This is a genomic window from Clostridium sp. OM05-9 (assembly GCF_003481465.1).
Lineage (GTDB): Bacteria > Bacillota > Clostridia > Lachnospirales > Lachnospiraceae > Coprococcus > Coprococcus ammoniilyticus.
Window position 1 is genome coordinate 130,587 of record NZ_QULF01000003.1, and the last position, 21,462, is coordinate 152,048.

Below are 21,462 nucleotides of genomic sequence, written 5' to 3' on the forward strand. Positions count from 1 at the left end.
GCGCATACCGCCGGCGAATGGATTATCGACACCCCGGCAACAGCTACCACAAGCGGCTCAAAGCATAAGGAATGCACCGTCTGCGGTTATACGATGGCAACTGAAACCATCCCGGCAACCGGCGGCGGTGAGCATACTCACAGCTACGGCAGCGAGTGGAAGAACGATGCCGACAACCACTGGCATGAGTGCTCCTGCGGCGATAAGAAAGATACAGCAGCGCATACCGCCGGCGAATGGATCATCGACACCCCGGCAACTGCTACAACCGACGGCTCAAAGCATAAGGAATGTACCGTCTGCGGTTATACGATGGCAACCGAAACTATCCCGGCAACCGGCGGCGGTGAGCATACTCACAGCTACGGCAGCGAGTGGAAGAACGATGCCGACAACCACTGGCATGAGTGCTCCTGCGGTGATAAGAAAGATACAGCAGCGCATACCGCCGGCGAATGGATCATCGACACCCCAGCAACTGCTACAACCGACGGCTCAAAGCATAAGGAATGCACTGTTTGCAAGCGTGTACTGGAAACCGGTACGATTCCGGCAATCGGCAGCGGTGAGCATACCCACAACTACAGCTCTGACTGGAAATCCGATTCTATTAACCACTGGAAAGAATGCTCCTGCGGCGATAAGGCTGATGTTGCAGCACACAGCTTTAAGTGGGTGGTAGATAAGGAAGCAACTGCAACCAAAAAGGGTTCCAAGCATGAAGAATGCAAGGTTTGCGGCTATCAGCGTCCAGCGGTAGAGATTCCGGCTACCGGAACACCGACAGAGCCTACTGATCCTACAAAACCGACCAATCCGAGCAAGCCTGATGATACAACAAAGCCCGGAAGCACCAACGGCAGCGAAAAATCTCCTCAGACCGGAGATAACAGCAATATGATGCTGTGGTTTGCGGTGCTGTTCGTAAGCGGCTTCGGCGTATTGGGAACTGTCATTTACGGCAAAAAAAGAAAGAACAAGCTGAATAATTCAGCTACAGACCTTTAAGCAAAAGGCGGTGACGGGAGGTTCCCGCCACCGCCTTTTTGCTGAGTCTGAGATTGGAGAAATGTTATGCAGGATTATCAATCCCCACGTTCCGGCGAACACCGGCAACCAGGGCGGTATTTGAGTGAATCGGAACGAATGGCTCAAAGAAATAAGAAAAAAAAGAAAAAGCAGAAACAACGCCGTATGCTGTTTGGCGGTGCTGCCGCTGCATTGATTGTTATAGTAGTTGTCATTGCACTTATCGTGAAAGGCTGCTCCGGCAGAACGGATGCGCTTGCGGGCACTTGGGATTTTGACGGAACTACGACATATGAGTTTGACGGAAATGGAACCGGCGCAATGGTGCTTCCCTCCATATCCTACGACTTTACATATACGATTGACGGCAATAAGCTCGTAATCGACTATTCAAATGAATCTGTACACGATTCTACTTATGAATTTACCGTTGACGGCGATATCCTCACAATGGTCGGAGGATGTAGGACGGATTTTGCGGACATTCAAAATAAAAAAGAATGTGGAGGTAACAGACAATGGCAAAATCATTATTTGAGGAACTGGGCGGCAAATACGAAAGGCAAGGGGATTATTTGATACCGTGCTTAACTGTACCCGCCGAAGAAGAACAGGCAATAGGCATCTGGGGGCAACGGCATTTAGATTATCTAAAACAGTACCGTAAAGTTACATACACCAATCTTCTTACAAGCGGCAGGCTAAACGCCTACCTTGCCGACATCAACAGACAGGCACAGGAACGCTTTGAAAGGCTCATAGAGGGTATGAAACAGGCACAGGGCATAACGGAACAGCTAAAGGCAGAAAACGCCTTAGAATGGACAGGATGCCTCAATAACATAAGGGCTTGTGCGAGGGAGATTGTGGAAAAGGAAATTATTTTTGCATAAACAGATGATTAGTGGCAGGGGGAAATCCTGCCGCTTTTTCTGCTTTAGTTTGTCAGCTTGACAAATAAAGGGTTAAGGAATATAATTAGATTCAGTATTATACAAGGAGTTAATAAATATGCGGCAAGGTATTCTTAAATAAACTGTCAATTTGATAGTGGGAACAAAAAGTAGCAGTCCCGTTTCACTTTTAATATGGGGCTTAGTTTTTTGTACCCAGTTTAAGAATACTTTTATCATGTAATTTTATATGCCCGAAAACATATAAGTGTTTTGGGGCTATTGGAGTTATTTACCCAGTGATAGGAGTATTTATCACTGGGTATTTTTATGCCCTTTTTTGGGTGTTGATAGGAGGAAAATCACATGAAAATAATTAACTTAGGCATTCTGGCTCACGTTGACGCAGGAAAGACAACATTAACGGAAAGTTTATTGTATACCAGTGGTGCAATTGCAGAACTAGGGAGCGTAGATGAAGGCACAACAAGGACAGATACAATGAATTTGGAGCGTCAAAGGGGAATCACTATCCAGACAGCAGTGACATCTTTTCAGTGGGAGGATGTAAAAGTCAACATTATAGATACGCCAGGCCATATGGATTTTTTGGCGGAAGTATACCGTTCTTTATCCGTATTAGACGGAGCAGTATTATTAGTTTCTGCAAAGGATGGCATACAGGCACAGACCCGTATACTGTTTCATGCACTACAGATAATGAAGATTCCGACAATTTTTTTCATCAATAAAATTGACCAAGAGGGGATTGATTTGCCAATGGTATATCGGGAAATGAAAGCAAAGCTTTCTTCGGAAATTATAGTGAAGCAAAAGGTTGGGCAGCATCCCCATATAAATGTAACGGACAATGACGATATGGAACAGTGGGATGCGGTAATTATGGGAAACGATGAACTATTAGAGAAATATATGTCAGGGAAACCGTTTAAAATGTCAGAACTGGAACAGGAAGAAAACAGGAGATTCCAAAACGGAACGTTATTTCCCGTTTATCACGGAAGCGCTAAAAACAATCTGGGGATTCGGCAGCTTATAGAAGTAATTGCCAGTAAATTTTATTCATCAACGCCTGAAGGTCAATCTGAACTATGCGGGCAGGTTTTTAAGATTGAATATTCAGAGAAAAGGCGGCGTTTTGTTTATGTGCGTATATATAGCGGAACATTGCATTTGAGGGATGTTATTAGAATATCTGAAAAAGAGAAAATAAAAATCACAGAGATGTATGTTCCGACAAACGGTGAATTATATTCATCCGATACAGCCTGCTCTGGTGATATTGTAATTTTACCAAATGATGTTTTGCAGCTAAACAGTATTTTGGGGAACGAAATACTGTTGCCGCAGAGAAAATTTATTGAAAATCCTCTCCCTATGCTCCAAACAACGATTGCAGTAAAGAAATCTGAACAGCGGGAAATATTGCTTGGGGCACTTACAGAAATTTCAGATGGCGACCCTCTTTTAAAATATTATGTGGATACTACAACGCATGAGATTATACTTTCTTTTTTGGGGAATGTGCAGATGGAAGTCATTTGTGCCATCCTTGAGGAAAAATATCATGTGGAGGCAGAAATAAAAGAGCCTACTGTTATATATATGGAAAGACCGCTTAGAAAAGCAGAATATACCATCCACATAGAAGTCCCGCCAAATCCTTTCTGGGCTTCTGTCGGGTTGTCCATAGAGCCGCTCCCTATTGGAAGCGGAGTGCAGTATGAAAGCAGAGTTTCACTTGGATATTTAAATCAATCGTTCCAAAATGCGGTTATGGAGGGGGTTCTTTATGGCTGCGAGCAGGGGCTGTATGGATGGAAAGTGACAGACTGTAAAATCTGTTTTGAATATGGATTGTATTATAGTCCTGTAAGTACCCCCGCAGACTTTCGGCTGCTTTCCCCTATCGTATTGGAGCAGGCTTTAAAAAAAGCAGGGACAGAACTATTAGAGCCATATCTCCACTTTGAAATTTATGCACCGCAGGAATATCTCTCACGGGCGTATCATGATGCTCCAAGGTATTGTGCAGATATTGTAAGTACTCAGATAAAGAATGACGAGGTCATTCTGAAAGGAGAAATCCCTGCTAGATGTATTCAAGAATACAGGAACGATTTAACTTATTTCACAAATGGGCAGGGAGTCTGCTTGACAGAGTTAAAAGGATACCAGCCAGCTATTGGTAAATTTATTTGCCAACCCCGCCGCCCGAATAGCCGTATAGATAAGGTTCGGCATATGTTCCACAAGTTAGCTTAACAGCTTGCAAAAGTCATATAAAATGAGATTTGAAAGGATTAGAGACTAATTATGATGAAATGCGAATGGATATTGTGTCCTGTTTGTGGGAGCAAAACCCGTAATAAAATTAGGAAGGACACTGTTTTGGAGAATTATCCCCTTTATTGTCCAAAATGCAGACAAGAAAGATTGATTAAAGTTGACAACTTGAAGATAACTGTCATCAAAGAGCCAGACGCTTAAGACGCAGAGCCGATGAAATTGTGGAACAATTCACGAATCATCGGCTCTTTTTGTTTCGTATTTGAAAGAACAAACTCACCAAATAAAAAAAACGATATTCGGGTGGGTTATTTTGTTATACCCTAAATTACCCTCTGAATTTGTTTTTAAATTTGGAGGGATTTTTTTATGTCCTTTTTTCGGGCAGTTATCTATCTGCTCATACGAAGCAAAATTTATCAATACATAGCATATCAGAGAACGGCAGGAAACCAGTTAAAAAAATTTCTGCCAGTGCAACGGTACTTCTCACCTTGAAAGTAGAAGTACAATCTCCATACAATAGAATTACTATTTCCTATAACCGTAAAGGTCACAGAGCCTTTGCGGTTTTTCTTTTGTCGATTTTTGTTGGAAAGTGCCGTAGGGCTGTTTCTGATATGCGGTGTCGTTCTCCGCCTCTCCATCTGGATTTTTTACATTTCAAAAATTCAGATGGGAGGTATTTATGGTGAAATATGCACCAAGAAAGGTATATATCAGAGAAAGTGGCGGCTATGTGGAATTATCCTACACGGAGTTCTGCCGTTGCAGGGAATCCGACCAGACCTATATGGACAAGCTGTTTATCCCCATTCAAGGCTGTCTGCTTGAAGTCGTGAGGGAGCAATACACAGACTTCTACCGTGACAAGGAACGGTGGCGTTATCTGCAAAAATTAGATACAAAGAATAGACTGCTATCTCTCGACGGATTTACGGACAGCGAGGGGAATCCTCTGGACTTTATCACTGATGAAGCGGTGGACATTGCAGAAACCGTTGTCAATGCGGTCATGGTGGACAGGCTGAAAGCCGCCCTGCCTTTGCTGTCGGATAGTGAACAGGAGCTGATACAGGCAATCTTTTTTGACGGACTTTCCGAGCGTGAAGTCGGGGCGAGGTTGGGCATAACCCAGAGCGTTGTAAACAAACGCAAAGCCAGAATCCTAATAAAACTAAGAAAGATAATAGAAAATTAAAATTTAAGGCGTTCAGCCCCCTTGTTTTTTCCTTTGGGAAGATGAGGGGGCTTTTCTCTGCCCTCTCAATCAATTCTGATTGGAGGAAGTAAGAATGGCATACAACCACGGACGGGAGGACAGGAAATGGCGTATCTGGAAAGAAGCGGAGGAAAAGCTGCTGCGTGAGTGCGGCGTTGATGAAGCGACCATTGAGCAGATACGCATGGCGGACAGGGCAGACTTCAATTCCAACAGGCGGTTTTACCGATGGACGAATGACGTTGCGGAATATCTTGAGGACATGGCAGGCAGGGAGCGGCAGGCGGAAGTGGGTACGGTTGCGGAGTTACTGGAAGAGATTGAGAGCGAAAATCTCTATCAAGTATTAGTCACGGTGGACGGGCGTACCTTGAAAATCGTCCTGCTGAAAATGCAGGGGTATTCCACAAAGGAGATTGCCCCGCTTGTGCATTTGACGACTGGTGCCATCTATGCGAGGTTAGACCATCTGCGGAAGAAGCTGCGGAAAATTTTATAGCTTCTAAAACAGCCTGCCATCCTGCGGGCTACTGGGTGAGGGATGGAAATCCCCTCACTCATTTTTTGCAGGAGGACAACAGGATGGCATACAGGGTTAAGGCATACACGCTTCGGGAGGAATCCACGGAAAGCGGCACAAGGTATTTTATCAGCTTTAAGGACGGGCAGGGCAAATCCCACGAGTTGGAAGTGTCGGAACAGTTCTTTATGGAGTTTCGGCAGATGGAGCGCAGGAACAGGAATCTTTTCTAATGGGACGAGCGGCACAGGGAGTTTAACGAGGTATGGGACGAAACCCTTTACAGACGGGCGTTGCGTGTGCCTAAGAGCCTTGATGAACGCATGGTTGAGGAAGAACGGAATGAAACGCTCTATAAGGCGGTTGGGAGCCTTCCAGAGATACAAAGGCGGCGTTTCCTGCTCTACTACGAGTATGAGTTCAATTTTTACCAAATCGCCGCTATGGAGCATTGCACCGCTTCGGCAATACAGAAATCTGTTGCGATTGCAAAGGAGAAAGTAAAGGCGGAAATTGAAGAAATATCTCCAACCGTGACCGACACCGCCCGAAAAAGAAATCTGTTTTTTATTTGTGTGGGATTGGCGGCATTACATACTCTCACTTTTTTCCGTGGGAGTAAATCTATTTTTAAGGAGGTCAACGCCTATGTGCAACGAAAACAAAGACACCGCCCGAAAGGAGGAAAGCCATGCAGAAGTTACAGACAGTCAACGCCGAAACGCTCCTTTATGAACCGCTTGAGAAACCATCCTTTGTGGTGGACAGCCTTATCCCGACAGGCTTATCGCTGTTCTGCGGCTCACAGAAGATAGGCAAAAGCTGGCTCATGCTGAAGCTATGCTTATGCGTGTCGCAGGGAATCCCTTTATGGGATATGCCGACAATGGAGGGCGATGTGCTTTACCTCTGCCTTGAGGACACGTTCTGCCGCATACAGGACAGGTTATTTCGTTTGACGGACGAAGCAAGCGGGCGGCTCCACTTTGCCGTGGCAAGCTGCAAGCTGTCAGACGGTCTTATCGTGCAGCTTGAAGATTATCTGAAAGATTACCCAGACAGCAGGCTCATTGTCATTGATACCTTGCAGAAAGTCCGTACAGCTTCAAAAGACAATGCCTATGCAAGCGACTATGGGGACATCTCCCTCATCAAAGACTTTGCCGACAGGCACTCTCTGGCGGTCATTGTCGTACACCACATCCGAAAGCAGAATGACAGCGACGTGTTCAACAAGGTGTCTGGGACGACAGGATTAACGGGGAGTGCGGACGCTACCTTTGTTCTGGAAAAGGAGAAACGTGCGTCTGACACCGCCAAGCTGTATGTGACGGGCAGGGACACGCCTTATCAGGAATACACGCTGCGTTTCCGTGATTGCCGTTGGGAGCTTGTGGAGCGGAAAACGCAGGAGCAGCTTGCGAAAGAAACGATACCAGATGTCCTTTTTCGGTTGGTGGATTTTATGAGGGATAAGGAAGAATGGATAGGCACGGCAACGGAACTGTTAGCCGCTATGGGGGAAACGGAAACCATACCCACGGTGATTACGAAATGGCTGAATGAATACCGCACCACATTTTTAAGCGAGAACCGTATCTGCTACCAGTACAGCCGCAGGAAAGACGGCAGGCGGATTGCCCTTGCAAGGAGGGCGGGTGACAGCGGTGATGGTGGTGACAGCGATATTAGGATACCCCCCTGTTACTGTCATTGACGCTTAAAGCCATGTAAAGCTGGCGGCTCTGCCCTGCGGGTGACAGCAGTGACGGTGGTGACAGTGATTTTAGGATACCCTGCCGCTGTCATCCCTACGGGAGAACACCCCGTAAACGCAAAATGCAGGCGTGAGATTTACTCGCCCTTTTCGGTCGTGTAAAACCACCCCTGCGGTCAGAAAAATCATTCCGATTTTTCCGACTGCGTTTACAGGGTGTAACACACTACACTTTGCCCTGCAAAGTCGTGTGCCAGACGTTCCCTCTGGACTCCCTTAAGGCAGGGCTGTGCCCTGCTATCCTACGCCTTACGGCTTCGGATAAAAGAATGGCGGCATGACGGTGACGGCTCTTGCGAGGGGGGTATCCCAAAAACACCGTCATCATCGACATGACCGTCATGCAGGGGGTGAGGGTGACAGTTGCGGCAGTCGGCAGGGGGTATCCCAAAACTGCTGTCACCACCGTCACCGCTGTCACCCCAAAGGACGGTCACCCGCCGAAAGAAAGGAGGAATCCGCCTATGCCTTATGCAATCCTGCGTTTCCAGAAACGAAAAGCGGGCGGCGTTGCGGCTTGTGAACGCCACAACGAGCGGAAGAAAGAAGCCTACAAAAGCAACCCAGATATAGATATGGAACGCTCTAAAAACAATTACCATCTCATAGCACCACCAAAGTACACCTACAAGAAAGAGATTAACCGCATGGTAGCCGAAGCGGGGTGCAGGACAAGGAAAGACAGCGTGATGATGGTGGAAACGCTCATCACAGCTTCACCAGAATTTATGAACCAGTTACCGCCCGAAGAACAAAAAGCGTATTTCCAGACGGCTCTTGACTTCATTTCGGAGCGTGTTGGAAAGCAGAATATCCTCTCCGCTGTCGTCCATATGGACGAGAGAACGCCCCATATGCACCTCTGCTTTGTGCCGATTACGCCAGACAATAAGCTGTCAGCGAAAGCTATCTTAGGCAACCAGAAATCATTATCCGAGTGGCAGACCGCCTACCATGAGCGGATGTCCTCACGGTGGAATCAGCTTGAACGGGGGCAGTCCTCAATGGAAACCAAGCGGAAACACGTCCCCACATGGCTCTATAAATTAGGCGGCAGGCTTGATAAACAGTATGAAGAAATCGTGTCTGCCCTATCCGACATCAACGCCTTTAACGCAGGGAAGAAAAGGGATAAAGCGTTAGATTTACTCTCTGCATGGCTGCCAGACGTGGAGAAATTCTCTAAGGAAATCGGGAAACAGCAGGCGTATATCGACAGTTTGAAAGAGAGAATTGGGCAGGAATCAGACTATGCGGGGCGTATGCGTGATGAAAAGTACGAGCAGGAACTAAAGGTGCAGAAAGCGAATCAGAAGATATTTGAATTGCAGAGAACCAACGAGCAGATGGGGCGGCTGCTGTCAAAAATACCGCCCGAAGTGTTGGAAGAATTGCAGAAAAATCATAGAAGCAGAGCGAAAGAAAGGTAGATATGTGAATGAAGAAACAGGATTTTAAGGTGTTAAAGACCAAAGACTTGTACCCGTTCCCCGACAATCCGTTTCATGTGGCAGAAGATGAAACACTGTCAGAGTTAGCGGAAAGCATCAAGGAATTTGGCATTGTCACGCCGATAATCACACGCCCGAAAGAGGACGGGGACGGTTATGAAGTGATTGCAGGACAGCGGCGTGTCCGTGCTTCTGAACTTGCAGGGATAAATACCGTGCCTGCGTTTGTCCTGCCCTTAGACCGTGACCGAGCCATCATCACCCTTGTAGACAGCAATTTGCAGCGTGAGAATATCCTGCCATCGGAGCGGGCGTTTGCTTACAAGATGAAATCCGAAGCCATGAAGCGGCAGGGTTTCCGCACAGACTTAACCTCGTCACAAGTTGTGACGAAGTTGCGGACGGACGACAAGGTGGCACAGGGCTTCGGCGTGGGCAGGATGACCGTGCAGCGTTTTATCCGCCTGACGGAACTGATACCGCCGATTTTGCAGATGGTGGACGAGGGGAAAATCGCCCTCACGCCTGCGGTGGAACTGTCCTTCTTGAAGAAAGACGAGCAGGAAAACCTCTTTGCCACGATGGAGAGCGAAGAAGCAACGCCCTCACTCTCACAGGCACAGCGGATGAAACAGTTAAGCCAGAGCGGGCGGCTTGACATGGATACGATATTTGCGATTATGACGGAGGAAAAGGGCAACCAGAAAGAAACCTTGAAAATCAACACAAGCAAGCTGAAAAAATACTTTCCGAAGAACACAACGCCGAAGCAGATGGAGGAAACCATCATCAAACTTTTGGAGCGTGAGTTGCAGAGGAAACGCAACCGTGACAGCCGCTAATCTTCTTTTTTCGGGAAGTAAATACAGAGAGTTGAGGTATGGAGAATGAGAGAAATCCAGTATGAAATCGTAAAGGAAATCGCAGTATTGTCTACGGGCGACAGTGGCTACACAAAGGAAATCAATCTCATTTCATGGAATGGGAAAGAGCCGAAGTATGACATCCGCAGCTTTTCCCCGAACCGTGAAAAGTGCGGCAAGGGAATCACGCTGAACGCTGATGAAGCGGCGGCACTCCTTAAAGCATTACAGAAAGAATTAAACAGCGAGGATTAATGGTATCTGATTGGCAGGGCGGGGACATTTCCAAACTCTTCCCTGCCCTGTCTGGAAAGGAAGATTTAAGTATGGGCGAGGATAAGAAAGCAGATAAAAAGAGAAAGCGTATCGTGCCAAAAGCACCAGTGCAGATGATAATCAGCCGTGAATATGTCGGCACACAGACCGTTACAGAAGCGTTTGTCCCGATTATCTCCGAGGATATTCGGAAGAAGATTGCCGAGGGCGACACCTTCGACAATGAGGGGCTGTCCGCTTAGAATGTACGCAATGGGACATGAAAACAGATAGGACAGATACGGAGGTTTTACAGTATGGCAGGAATCAAAGAAGAAAAGAAAATCTATTTAGTCGGCATTTATTGCCGCTTATCTAAAGACGATGGTACGGATAACGAGAGTGCGAGCATTGCGACACAGAAATCCATCCTCACGGATTATGTGAAAAAGCAGGGATGGCACATAGCAAAAACGTATGTGGACGATGGTTATTCTGGTACAAATTTCCAAAGACCAAGTTTCCAGAATATGATAAAAGACATTGAAAGCGGTCTGATAAACTGCGTGATTACGAAAGATTTATCCCGTCTGGGGAGAAACTATCTTGATTGTGGGTTATATCTGGAAGTTTTCTTCCCAGAGCATAACGTGAGGTATATAGCGGTCAATGACGGCGTAGATACCTTGAATAAATCTGCTATGGACATCACGCCTTTCCGCAACATTTTAAACGAAATGTATGCCGCTGACATATCTGTTAAGATAAAATCGGCATATCGGGCGAGGTTTCAACAGGGGAAATTCATGGGAACTACCGCCCCTTATGGCTATATCAAAGACCCTGCCGACCACAACCATCTGCTGATAGATGATAAAGTGGCACATGTTGTAAAAGAGATATTCGACCTTGCATTAAAAGGGAATGGAGTTGCCAAAATTTGCAGACATCTTAATAAACAGCATATCCTACGCCCTGCCGCTTATGCGGCGGAGCGTGGCGAAACAGGCTTTGAACGTCATTTTGAGGGGAACGAGGACAAACGCTATATTTGGAGTGGGAACAGCGTGAGGAGCATTTTAAGAAGCCCGATATATGCGGGAAATCTTGTAGGCTACAAACGGATTGCCGCCAATATGAAAAGCAAGAAACGCCCCTCTAAGCTGCCCGAAGAATGGGAAGTGATACCCAATACCCATGAGGGAATAGTCACGCAGGAGGAATTTGATATTGTCCAACAGCTTATTACAAGTCGTAGGCTTCCACAGAACAAGGGAGGATTTGTAAATATTTTTGCAGGCGTTATCAAGTGTGTGGACTGCGGATGTGCTCTGCGGGCAATGAACGTACACAGGAGGAAACGCCCAGAGATTATCGACTGTGTACAGTATTCATGTAATAATTATGCAAGAAACGGAAGAAGCGAGTGTAGTGCCCACAATATAGAAGCAAGGGATTTATTCAATGCCGTTCTTGCCGACATCAACTGTTTTGCGGATATGGCAGTGAATGATGAAAAGGCGGTCAGGGCCATAGAAAAGCGGCTCACGGAAACAGACCAGAGCAGGGCGAAAGCATTAGAGAAAGAACGTAAGAAGCTGAACAAACGCCTTGCGGAACTGGACAGGCTGTTTTCCTCTCTCTACGAGGATAAGGTCATGGAGCGTATTACCGAGCGGAATTTTGAGATGATGTCGGGGAAATACCAGAAAGAGCAGCTTGAAATTGAAGCAAGGCTGAAAGAGGTGACGGAAACTCTTAATGAAAGCTACGAGAAATCACGGGGAATCCGTGACTTCCTCGCCCTTATCCGAAATTATCAAGGCTTAAAAGAACTGGATGCAACAGTTATAAACGCACTCATAGACAAGATACTTGTTTCGGAGCGTGAGAAGATGGCAGACGGAACAGTGAAGCAGGAAATCAAGATTTACTATAAATTCATCGGCTTTGTCGATGAATTACATATCATACCTACAAAACGGTGGGCAGCAATGCCCGCTAAAAATTGTACGGTGTGCGGCGTTGAATATGTCCCGGGCTCTGGTGCATCAAGGTATTGTCCTGCTTGTGCCAAGAAGATACGGAGGGAGAAATCAAACGAGAGCAAACGCAGGAGCAGAGAACAGAAAAGGATAGCATGTATGAACTGTCCGCAAAAAATGACCGACTGATATGGAATGCAGGAAGGAATAGAGAAGAGGAACTTCTTGCTAACTGCTATTTTAATTCTATGAAGCTGGCAATGGATAATGGAATCAGGTCTATTGCATTTCCTTCTATATCAACTGGAGTATATAGTTTTCCGGTTGAGTTGGCAGCAAAGATTGCAGTACATACAGTAAATAGGTTCTTGCAGGATAATCCGGATTGTTTTGATCTGGTGGAGTGGGTGCTATTTGATACTATTTATCATTTTACAGCTATTAGTTGTACTGATATATTTTATATATCCTCTTACGGTAAAAAAATATAAAATCATTTACTGGTCTGTATCTGAAGCCTTAGTCATTATTACAGTTCTCTTTTGGGGAATATTTATTGTCGGTCCGATTTGGTTAAAATAAGCAAATTTGAATTTCTCTCGCTGTCTGGTTTGATATAAAAATTTGATTATTTGAAAAAATCAAAAAATAACGTAGCGTGATATATTGCTTGTCACGCTACGTTATGTACTAATATGGACCTTGAAAGGAGGCAGGATATGTCATTATACACAACAGGAGAGCTTGCAAAGAAGTGCAACGTTTCAGTAAGAACGATTCAATACTATGATGAAAGAGGTATTTTGGTGCCAACAGATTTGACGGAAGGGGGACGAAGACTGTTCTCCGAAGAGGATGTTGCCACATTGGAAACGATTTGCTTTTTAAGAGATTTGGATATCTCTATAAAAGATATTGCTGAAATATTGGAATCCGAAGAGTCAAAAAAGGTAATCGAACTTTTGCTTGATGAGCAAGAAAAAAATATTCAGGCGGATGTCAAGAAAAAAACGAAACAATTAGAAAATATTAAAGGCATAAGAAGTTCTTTGGCTTCTTTCAAGGATGGGTCGCAAAAAACAATTCATGACATATCATCGATTATGGAGGAAAAAGAAAAGCGAAAGAAAATGTACAAAAAAATGCTGATCATAGCAATTCCGTTAGAAATTGTCGAAATTGTTACTTTTGTGATTGGTATATTAAAAGGAATCTGGTTGCCATTTTTTGTGGCCATGGCAGTGATTCCTATTTGTGTAGCAATTATGTTTGGCTATTGGTACAAGCGGGTAGAGTATCTCTGTCCGGAATGCCATACCAGATTTCAGCCAAAGAAATTAGAAGCATTCTTTGGAAATCATACGCCAAAGACACGAAAGCTAACTTGCCCTACCTGCAGGAGGAGAATCTGGAGTTTGGAAGTATATAGAAAAGAGGTGGATGCATAATGGAAACAATTAATTTGAGTAAGAAACAATTTGTGATATACATGGCAGTCGCATTTGGACTAGCTTGGATTTTAGAAATGATAGCAAGTGTTTTTAGTAATAATGGAAATCAGATAGTGTTTACTGTTATAGTGATGATTACCATGTTTATGCCGTTCCTTGGTGTACTGGTAGCCAGAATCCCGCTAAAAGGTATGGGATGGGTACCACATTTAAAAGGGAAACTTCGTTATGTATTCTTTGCCCTTTGGATGCCGGCGTTATTAAGTATCCTTGGAGGGGTCTTGTTTTTTGTGATTTTCCCGGATACATTTGACTCTGAATTTATGACGTTAAGAGGTCTTTTAGAGGAAGCGGGAGCGTTGGAACAGTTCGAGGCACGGGGTATCACGATACCAATGTATCTGCTGATTACGTCTGTTCAAGCTGTGACAATTGCACCATTTCTGAATATGTTTGTCGCATTAGGCGAAGAGGTTGGTTGGAGAGGTGCGCTGTATCCATATTTGAAGAAGAAGCTGGGTGTTACTAAGGGTCGAATTGTAGGTGGTACTATTTGGGGGGCTTGGCATTGGCCGATTATGATTTTGGCTGTATATGAGTATGGTAAAGAATATATTGGCGCACCGGTACTTGGTCCGATTGTGTTCTGTGTCGCTACTATTATGATGGGGATATTATTTGATTATGTATATGAAAAGACAGAGACCATCTGGTTGCCATCTCTTATGCATGGTGCTACCAATGCATTTACTATTTTTGCATATCTGGTAAAACCTGATTATTCCAATATGGCAATACTGGGACCGGCATATATCGGTATTATCAGTATGATTCCGATGATTGTTATGGCGGTCATTATTTGTGTAAAGAAGAAGAGGGATTGAGTATTAAATGGATATTCAATCGCACTAACAAATTTCAGTTTGTAGAATCAAGAAAATCGGAATTTATCAAACTGTTAATTTTGAAAATTTCTTTGAAAAACTATTGACTCCTACGCAACGTAATAGTTTACGATATGTTTATCGAGAGGAGAAAATGACAATGATGACAGTGAATGAGGTAAGTAAATTAACAGGAGCGAGTATACGCACTCTGCAGTATTATGATACCATTGGTCTCTTAAAACCTATTGAATATACAGAGTCAGGTTATAGGTTGTATGACGATACATCCTTGGAAAGGCTGCAACAAATTTTACTGTTTAAAGAATTGGAATTTCCGCTTAAGGAGATTAAAAAGATAATTGATGCCCCTAACTTTGACAGGAATAAAGCATTAGAGCAGCAGATTGAATTGCTTACTATGAAAAAAGAGCATCTTGAAAATCTTATTAGTTTCGCTCGAGGAATAAAAGGAATAGGAGTGAAATATATGGATTTTAAAGTATTTGATACAACAAAGATTGATGAGTATTCTAAACGAGCAAAAGAACAATGGGGACAAACCTCTGAGTATAAGGAGTTTGAAGAGAAAACAAAGAACTGGACGAAAGATGATGAAGCTACTGTTGCAAATGAGTTTATGCAATTATTTGTTGAATTCGGACAAATGAAAGAAATGGACCCAGAAGATGAACAGGTGCAGTTGCAGGTAAGGAAACTTCAGGATTACATTACAGATCATTTTTATACATGTTCAGATAAGATTTTATGCGGTCTTGGAAGAATGTATGCCGGTGGAGGAGAACTTACGGAAAATATTGATGATGTTGGAGGAGTTGGCACAGCAGAGTTTGCAAGTAAAGCTATTGATATATTTTATATGAGCGGAAGGTAAATCCCAGTAATACGCTCTGTTGATGTGCTGGTTTTTCTACGATATACTCCTTCAAAAAGGAGTGTGCTCTTATGGGTAGAGAAATTTATGACATCATCAATGACATGGCAGAAGTATTAAATGCATCGCAGATGGCAAAGGAGACAAAGAGAGGAAAGCATATTTTGATGCTAAGACCAAAATTCATTTGTTGAATTATATTGAATCAAGGATAGATAATAATATAGCGTTATTTGTGTCGTTAAACAAACCATACAGTAGACTTACTGAAAGCGGTGTGGAGTTACGATTACGAGAAATGGGGAAGAAGTTAGGTGTAGAAAAGGTACACCCACATAAGTTCAGAAGGACTATGGCCACCAGAGCAATTGAGAAAGGTATGCCGATTGAACAGGTACAGAAAATTCTGGGACATGAGCAAATAGATACAACGCTCAGATATGCAATGGTTAATCAAAACAATGTGAAGCTATCGCATCAAAAATATATTTCATAGATTGATTTGTAACGCAAAAGACGTTACAATAAAAGAAAGATGGAGGTGTATTCTATGGGAAAAACAGCAACATTAAATATAAGAGTAAATCCAGATGTAAAAGAAAATGCAGAAAGTGTATTGGCACAATTAGGGATACCAATGGCTACTGCTATAGATATGTATTTAAAACAAATATCATTAGTAGGAGGAATTCCCTTTTCTATTGTATTACCAAAAGCGGCTAATTCAGTGAATGCAGATATGATGTCTGTTACACAGATTCATCAAAAGTTAGAAAAAGGATATGCCGATATAGAGAAAGGAAATGTTGAGGATGCAGCTAGTGCGTTTGTGGCATTTAGAGAGAGGCATTAATGAAGCAATATAAGGTAGAGATTACAAAAGAAGCTTTGCAGGATATGGAAGATATATACAATTATATTGCTATAGATTTGCTTGCTCCGGATAATGCAATGGGACAATATAATCGCATTGCTGATGAAATACTTACATTAGACACTTTCCCGGAACGATTTAGGATTATGGATTCTGAGCCGGAAAAGAGAATGGAGTTGCGTAGAATGCTCGTCGATAATTATTCAGTATTTTACACAATCCGTGACGAAAGGGTAATTGTAACGGATGTGTTATACACGGCATCTGATATAGAAGCACGTTTGAGAGGCGAGCTATAAAAGCACGCGTTTATTTGAATTTGTCGACTTGTTAATTTCCAATTTTTAGTGATAGGGAGATACACAATGAATGGTTTGATTATAAAGGTACTCAGCATAAGTATTGCGGTAGTAACCGTAGTATACTTGATTATTTATAAAGGAAATACCATGATTACAAAGATATTTAGCGTGTGTATTATAGCAGCAATGGTAATATACTGGATTGTTTATGAAAGAAATACAAGAAAGCGAAAAAAACAGGAATTACAGCGTGATGACTATTTATTTGCGAAAGAAAACGATTTGCCGTTACAGATAAATTGGAATGAGATAAATGACTTTTTGTCAGATTCCGGATATGGTGTAAATATGCCAATGGAGAATTGGTTTATGATGGATTGGGCGAGACAGCCCTGTGTGGAGAATGGTATAAAAGAAGGAAAGTTTTCTATGAAAGGGTTTCGAGTGTTACAAGCTTTAAGTAACGATATGAAACACATTTTTTATGATGTGAGGTTTAATTATGACCGTGGTCCGGATATAGAAGATAAAAATAGGAAGTACGAAGCCGTAAAAAAGGTGTTGGATACAAAATACGCCGGTTTGTCAGAAGAAGTACGGAAAAATATATATGACCAATTTGTTAAGATATATGAAAGAAAAATCTAATTACAATACAAAGGAGGAAGCCGTTGGTTTTTTAATGAATGAAACTAATCTTACATATGAAGAATGTTCTAAAGCCAACGATTTCCATATTAGACTAAATAAGAAAAATTAATATACAATTCCAGTTTATAGAGTTAAAAAATATAAGTTAAGGAGGCATGTATTATGAAAAAAGTAATCTATCTGCTTGTATTATGTATGGTGCTGGGAATGGCTGGATGTGGAACGAATCAAGAAAATAAAGAACCTGTGTCTGGAAATGTGTCCGTAGAAACAGAAAATAAAGAAAATGATGATGTAGTACAAAATGAGCAAATAGCAGATACTGGCTCATATCCTCCATGTGTTATGGTTGATGGTGTTATATATAAAGACACAGGATATGTAGCGTCAATGCCTGGTTGTGGAACAATGGATGGAGAAATTGTGTCAACAGTGGCAGGGACAGAGTTACCATCTGAAAATAATCAATCAAATTTCGGAAGCGGATATCATTATCAAAGGAGTTCTGAAGGTCAGCTCATAGTAGTCATTGATGACGAACGAATCATATTTAGAGATATTGAAAAAGATGATACGTCTATTCCAATAGAGGTTATCAATTTTAATGCAAAAGTAAAAGAAATTACCGATGATGGAGAACTTCTTGTAACGCATGTGAGTACAGCTGAAGGCTTTTGTCAGATGAATGATGGAGAGTATTATGTATCGGCAGAAAATTTAGCGGAAGATGTTCAGGTGGGAGATATCGTTACAATATGGTTTAATGGAATGATTCAAGAAACATACCCTGCTCAATTGGGGGTAGTTTATAGAATCATTAAAACACAATAATTAGTCAAATTCCAGTTTGTAGGGAACAACAGATAAGACAATTTTATAATAAAACAGCGTCAGAGCATTTATGTGTAAAAAGCATGAATGCTCTTTTTTGTGCATTTATGGATAAAGAACAGGAAAGCAGCTTTTGGACAAGTTGTCCAGAAGTTCAAATAAAAATGAAGGAGGACACCTGATGTATAGCAAAAATGGTATTCCGTGGGTAAGACCACCCACACATGACAGAAAGCACAAAAAAGCAAGGGGAGAGGAATTGGGATAAGCATGAATGTATTTGCAGTAGTGAAAGAAAATGTCACTGCAAGGCAGGTGGCTATGCAGTATGGCATCAAAATCAACCGGAGTGGGCTGGCTTGTTGTCCGTTTCATAAAGACAAGACTCCCAGCATGAAGATTGATAAGAGATACTATTGTTTCGGCTGTGGAGATACCGGAGATGCGATAGATTTTGTGGCAAAATATTTCGGGCTTGCACCAAAGGAAGCTGCAATGAAGATTGCATCTGACTTTGGACTGAATTATGACGCAACCAACCGGGCACCACCGAAAAAGATGGCACCAAAGAAAACACCGGAGCAGATACTGGATGAAGAGCAGAAGCAGTGTTTTTGTGTTCTGTCAGACTATTATCATCTGTTAAGGAAATGGAAAACAGAATATGCACTGAAGAGCATGGATGAGGAATGGCATCCCTGCTTTGTAGAAGCTCTGCAGAATATCAGTAAAGTGGAATATCAGCTTGATACTCTCCTTGAAAAGGATATCCCTGACAGAGCTTCTGTTGTTTCTGACATTGGAAAGGGGGTGAAGTCGATTGCAGGAAGAATTGAAGAGTATCGGAGAAGTCAGGGCGATGCTGGAGAGCACAGAAAAGGGAGAAGTCAGGAAAACAGTCGGTAACTATCGTCTGATTTTGATGAATGACCCTAATCTGCAGGGTGCATTCCGTCTGAACATGTTTACGGATAAAATCGACATTACAAGGGATTTGGGATGGTATCGTGAAAGCGACAGCCTGACGGATGTTGATTTGAAATTCCTTGTTGTCTACCTTGAAAAGCATTATGGATTATCCAACGAAAAGCGGATTGAGGATGTGATAAAGGTCGTGGCAAATGAAAACAGATACCATCCGGTTCTTGACCGCATCAATTCCATAACATGGGATGGCAGGGAGAGGATACGCTATGCACTGCATCATTTCTTAGGGGCAGAGGTCAGTGAGTACACCTATGAGGTAATGAAGCTTTTTATGATAGGGACGATAGCAAGAATTTCATGCCTGGGCATCAAGTTTGAAGTAATGCTCTGCCTGGTAGGTGGTCAGGGAGCCGGTAAATCCACTTTTCTGCGTTTCCTTGCCATGGAAGATGACTGGTTTACGGATGACTTGAAGAAAATGGATGATGATAATGTATACCGAAAAATACAGGGGCATCTGATTATAGAGTTCCCTGAAATGGTGGCAATTCTCAATGCCAAGAATGTGGAAGATACCAAGTCCTTTATGAGCAGACAGAAAGACACTTACAAGACCCCATACGACAGGCATCCCAAAGACCACAAGAGGCAGTGCGTGTTTGCCGGTTCATCAAATTCGCTGGATTTCCTGCCTATGGACAGGTCGGGAAACCGAAGATTTCTGCCTATTCTTTGCAATATGGAAGAGGCGGAAACTCATATACTCGATGATGAAAAGACATCAAGGGAATATATCGACCAGATGTGGGCAGAGGCTATGGAAATCTACAGGAGTGGCAAATGCCAGCTGAGGCTTCCGAAAGAGATGGAAAAAGAGCTTTGTGAGTATCAGAAGCAGTTTATGCAGGAAGATACCAAGAAAGAGCTGATTCTTGACTATTTGGAGCATTACGAGGGAAGCATGGTATGTTCAAGGCAGTTATATTCTGAGGCATTGGGAAATGACGGAAATCCGGCACAATGGGAAATTCGTGAGATTAATGACATTATGAATAACTGCAGTGATTGGATTGCCTTTAGTAATCCAAGACATTTTCCTGAACCATACCGCAGGCAGAAAGGATGGGAGAAGCCTGACAACAGAGGTCAGGATTTTCAACCGATAACCAAGGAGCAGATGGAGCAGTTATCATTGCCACCGGAGTGGATGGAGAGATAAATGCCTGATAGGTTGTCGGCTGGTTGTCTATCCCGTTGCCAACCCCGTTGTCGGTTCTATGTTCTATAAAACCTTATATTTACTATGTTTTTAAGGGATATATATAGTTCTGACAACGAAAGCAACGGAATATTTGAGAAAAAGTAAATTTAGGAAAAGTAACTATAAATAAAAGGAATTGAGAGTTTTTAGAGGTCGGTTGTCAGCTTCCGGTTGTCAGCTGAAAGAGGCTCTTCCTTACCAGGCAGACATAAAGGAGAACACAAATGGAGAATAGAAAATCACACACACCGGTAGCACTCAGAAAGCAGATAGGTGGCACAATGTATGTTGTGAGAGTGCATTTCAATGAGGATGCCGAAGAAAGCATGAAGGACAAGATAAAGAGGCTGATTGAGAATGATGTTAGGGCAAATCAGCATACGGCATAGGTAGAAAAGCATATGGAAAACTTGCATATATTGTGGTATAATTAGTATGTTCAATAAGAGCGAAAAATAAGAATATTCTTAACAGATGAATTTATGGAAGGGGGAATTTATCATGAGGAAGAATGTAAAAATCATTGTTGGTGTCGTTGTGCTTATTCTTGTACTCGTTGTTGGTTCTTTTGTAGGACTCATAATTAACCGTACCAACGACCATAAATTTGGGAGATATGTATCAACGGAAGGTCCTTGGGGAATGACTGCCACCTGGGTATCGGAGGACAGTGCCAGTTATCTTGTCTGCAAGAAGGAAAACGATGAACCGTTTGCCAATGTTACAGCCTATTTTCAGGGTGTGGACGGTTGGCAGGCCTATGAGTTGAATAGCATCGATAGAATTGTTTATCTGGACATTGTAAAAGATGGCGTTGTTGTTGACGGCACCAGCGGCTATATGAAATTTGATGGAACTACATTTACTATTACAGATCTGGACAAAGATACCTTTGGTGCAGATGAATTTCATTATGTCATTACCGATAAGGAGTTCAGTCCCGAATAAAGTGTCAAACCTATTCCAGTTTGGGCATGAGGTTGCCGAAAATCAAAAGTGAATAAAAATGACTTTATAGCCATTGTGGAGAAATCTACAGTGGCTTTTTTCATGCAATGAAATGTATGGGTACTAAAAAGTC

Annotated in this window: 24 protein-coding genes and 3 pseudogenes; all 27 read left to right on the forward strand. The window is 42.9% G+C overall.

What is annotated here, in order from left to right; genetic code table 11:
* Positions 1–1,008 (forward strand): annotated as a pseudogene (locus DXB77_RS05995) (hypothetical protein); the annotation flags it as partial.
* Between the two features lie 138 nt (positions 1,009–1,146).
* Entirely contained in the window at positions 1,147–1,608 is a 462-nt protein-coding gene (locus DXB77_RS06000) for a DUF5640 domain-containing protein (RefSeq protein ID WP_243100152.1), read from the forward strand.
* Complete coding sequence (locus tag DXB77_RS06010; protein WP_001129922.1) at positions 1,548–1,922, forward strand: TnpV protein; 375 nt, start codon at positions 1,548–1,550, stop codon at positions 1,920–1,922. Before DXB77_RS06000 ends, DXB77_RS06010 begins: the two co-directional genes overlap by 61 nt.
* Positions 1,923–2,288: 366 nt before the next feature.
* Complete coding sequence (gene tet(O) / locus DXB77_RS06015) at positions 2,289–4,208, forward strand: tetracycline resistance ribosomal protection protein Tet(O) (protein ID WP_005357924.1); 1,920 nt, start codon at positions 2,289–2,291, stop codon at positions 4,206–4,208.
* Between the two features lie 51 nt (positions 4,209–4,259).
* The gene (locus DXB77_RS06020; RefSeq protein ID WP_002779755.1) at positions 4,260–4,433 is read left to right on the forward strand and encodes a cysteine-rich KTR domain-containing protein; all 174 of its coding nucleotides are present in this window, start codon (positions 4,260–4,262) and stop codon (positions 4,431–4,433) included.
* A gap of 490 nt (positions 4,434–4,923) precedes the next feature.
* Positions 4,924–5,433 carry a sigma-70 family RNA polymerase sigma factor gene (locus DXB77_RS06035; protein ID WP_105116765.1) on the forward strand — a complete coding sequence of 170 codons (510 nt, stop codon included), beginning with the start codon at positions 4,924–4,926 and terminating at the stop codon, positions 5,431–5,433.
* A 94-nt stretch (positions 5,434–5,527) separates the two neighbouring features.
* A complete protein-coding gene (locus DXB77_RS06040) occupies positions 5,528–5,953 on the forward strand; it encodes a sigma-70 family RNA polymerase sigma factor (protein WP_000323895.1) in 426 nt (141 codons plus the stop codon).
* 83 nt (positions 5,954–6,036) lie between these two features.
* Positions 6,037–6,511: pseudogene (locus tag DXB77_RS06045) on the forward strand (sigma-70 family RNA polymerase sigma factor).
* A gap of 154 nt (positions 6,512–6,665) precedes the next feature.
* Positions 6,666–7,691: an AAA family ATPase gene (locus DXB77_RS06050; protein WP_001170964.1), complete on the forward strand. Its 1,026-nt coding sequence runs from the start codon at positions 6,666–6,668 to the stop codon at positions 7,689–7,691.
* Positions 7,692–8,215: 524 nt separating this feature from the next.
* Complete coding sequence (mobV, locus tag DXB77_RS06055) at positions 8,216–9,181, forward strand: MobV family relaxase (protein ID WP_001820668.1); 966 nt, start codon at positions 8,216–8,218, stop codon at positions 9,179–9,181.
* A gap of 8 nt (positions 9,182–9,189) precedes the next feature.
* A complete protein-coding gene (locus tag DXB77_RS06060; protein WP_000743700.1) occupies positions 9,190–10,044 on the forward strand; it encodes a ParB/RepB/Spo0J family partition protein in 855 nt (284 codons plus the stop codon).
* A gap of 45 nt (positions 10,045–10,089) precedes the next feature.
* On the forward strand, positions 10,090–10,320 hold the full coding sequence (locus DXB77_RS06065; RefSeq protein WP_001206986.1) for a PC4/YdbC family ssDNA-binding protein: 231 nt from the start codon (positions 10,090–10,092) through the stop codon (positions 10,318–10,320).
* A 71-nt stretch (positions 10,321–10,391) separates the two neighbouring features.
* The gene (locus tag DXB77_RS06070) at positions 10,392–10,583 is read left to right on the forward strand and encodes a hypothetical protein (RefSeq protein ID WP_001820669.1); all 192 of its coding nucleotides are present in this window, start codon (positions 10,392–10,394) and stop codon (positions 10,581–10,583) included.
* A 54-nt stretch (positions 10,584–10,637) separates the two neighbouring features.
* The gene (locus DXB77_RS06075; RefSeq protein ID WP_001820670.1) at positions 10,638–12,494 is read left to right on the forward strand and encodes a recombinase family protein; all 1,857 of its coding nucleotides are present in this window, start codon (positions 10,638–10,640) and stop codon (positions 12,492–12,494) included.
* 59 nt (positions 12,495–12,553) lie between these two features.
* Positions 12,554–12,796, forward strand: a complete 243-nt coding sequence (locus DXB77_RS06080; protein WP_347559476.1) for a macro domain-containing protein — start codon at positions 12,554–12,556, stop codon at positions 12,794–12,796.
* Positions 12,797–13,024: 228 nt separating this feature from the next.
* Complete coding sequence (locus DXB77_RS06085) at positions 13,025–13,753, forward strand: MerR family transcriptional regulator (RefSeq protein ID WP_055223570.1); 729 nt, start codon at positions 13,025–13,027, stop codon at positions 13,751–13,753.
* Positions 13,753–14,640, forward strand: coding sequence for a CPBP family intramembrane glutamic endopeptidase (locus DXB77_RS06090; RefSeq protein ID WP_118662835.1), 888 nt, complete (start codon positions 13,753–13,755; stop codon positions 14,638–14,640). Before DXB77_RS06085 ends, DXB77_RS06090 begins: the two co-directional genes overlap by 1 nt.
* A gap of 160 nt (positions 14,641–14,800) precedes the next feature.
* Positions 14,801–15,535, forward strand: coding sequence for a MerR family transcriptional regulator (locus tag DXB77_RS06095; protein WP_118662836.1), 735 nt, complete (start codon positions 14,801–14,803; stop codon positions 15,533–15,535).
* 118 nt (positions 15,536–15,653) lie between these two features.
* Positions 15,654–16,031: pseudogene (locus DXB77_RS06100) on the forward strand (site-specific integrase); the annotation flags it as partial.
* A 54-nt stretch (positions 16,032–16,085) separates the two neighbouring features.
* Positions 16,086–16,388, forward strand: coding sequence for a type II toxin-antitoxin system RelB/DinJ family antitoxin (locus DXB77_RS06105; protein WP_015553867.1), 303 nt, complete (start codon positions 16,086–16,088; stop codon positions 16,386–16,388).
* The gene (locus DXB77_RS06110) at positions 16,388–16,708 is read left to right on the forward strand and encodes a type II toxin-antitoxin system RelE/ParE family toxin (RefSeq protein ID WP_015553868.1); all 321 of its coding nucleotides are present in this window, start codon (positions 16,388–16,390) and stop codon (positions 16,706–16,708) included. The genes DXB77_RS06105 and DXB77_RS06110 overlap by 1 nt, the downstream gene beginning before the upstream one ends.
* A 66-nt stretch (positions 16,709–16,774) precedes the next feature.
* Positions 16,775–17,359 carry a hypothetical protein gene (locus DXB77_RS06115; protein ID WP_004851524.1) on the forward strand — a complete coding sequence of 195 codons (585 nt, stop codon included), beginning with the start codon at positions 16,775–16,777 and terminating at the stop codon, positions 17,357–17,359.
* Positions 17,360–17,524: 165 nt separating this feature from the next.
* Positions 17,525–18,193, forward strand: a complete 669-nt coding sequence (locus DXB77_RS06120) for a hypothetical protein (protein ID WP_008402220.1) — start codon at positions 17,525–17,527, stop codon at positions 18,191–18,193.
* A 270-nt stretch (positions 18,194–18,463) separates the two neighbouring features.
* Positions 18,464–19,099: a CHC2 zinc finger domain-containing protein gene (locus DXB77_RS06130; protein ID WP_008402222.1), complete on the forward strand. Its 636-nt coding sequence runs from the start codon at positions 18,464–18,466 to the stop codon at positions 19,097–19,099.
* A gap of 16 nt (positions 19,100–19,115) precedes the next feature.
* Positions 19,116–20,339 (forward strand): virulence-associated E family protein, encoded by a 1,224-nt coding sequence (locus tag DXB77_RS06135; RefSeq protein WP_118662912.1) that lies wholly within the window; start codon positions 19,116–19,118, stop codon positions 20,337–20,339.
* A gap of 266 nt (positions 20,340–20,605) precedes the next feature.
* Positions 20,606–20,770 carry a transposon-encoded TnpW family protein gene (locus tag DXB77_RS06140; RefSeq protein WP_004853612.1) on the forward strand — a complete coding sequence of 55 codons (165 nt, stop codon included), beginning with the start codon at positions 20,606–20,608 and terminating at the stop codon, positions 20,768–20,770.
* Positions 20,771–20,882: 112 nt separating this feature from the next.
* Positions 20,883–21,329: a hypothetical protein gene (locus tag DXB77_RS06145; RefSeq protein WP_226801020.1), complete on the forward strand. Its 447-nt coding sequence runs from the start codon at positions 20,883–20,885 to the stop codon at positions 21,327–21,329.
* Positions 21,330–21,462 lie beyond the last annotated feature (133 nt).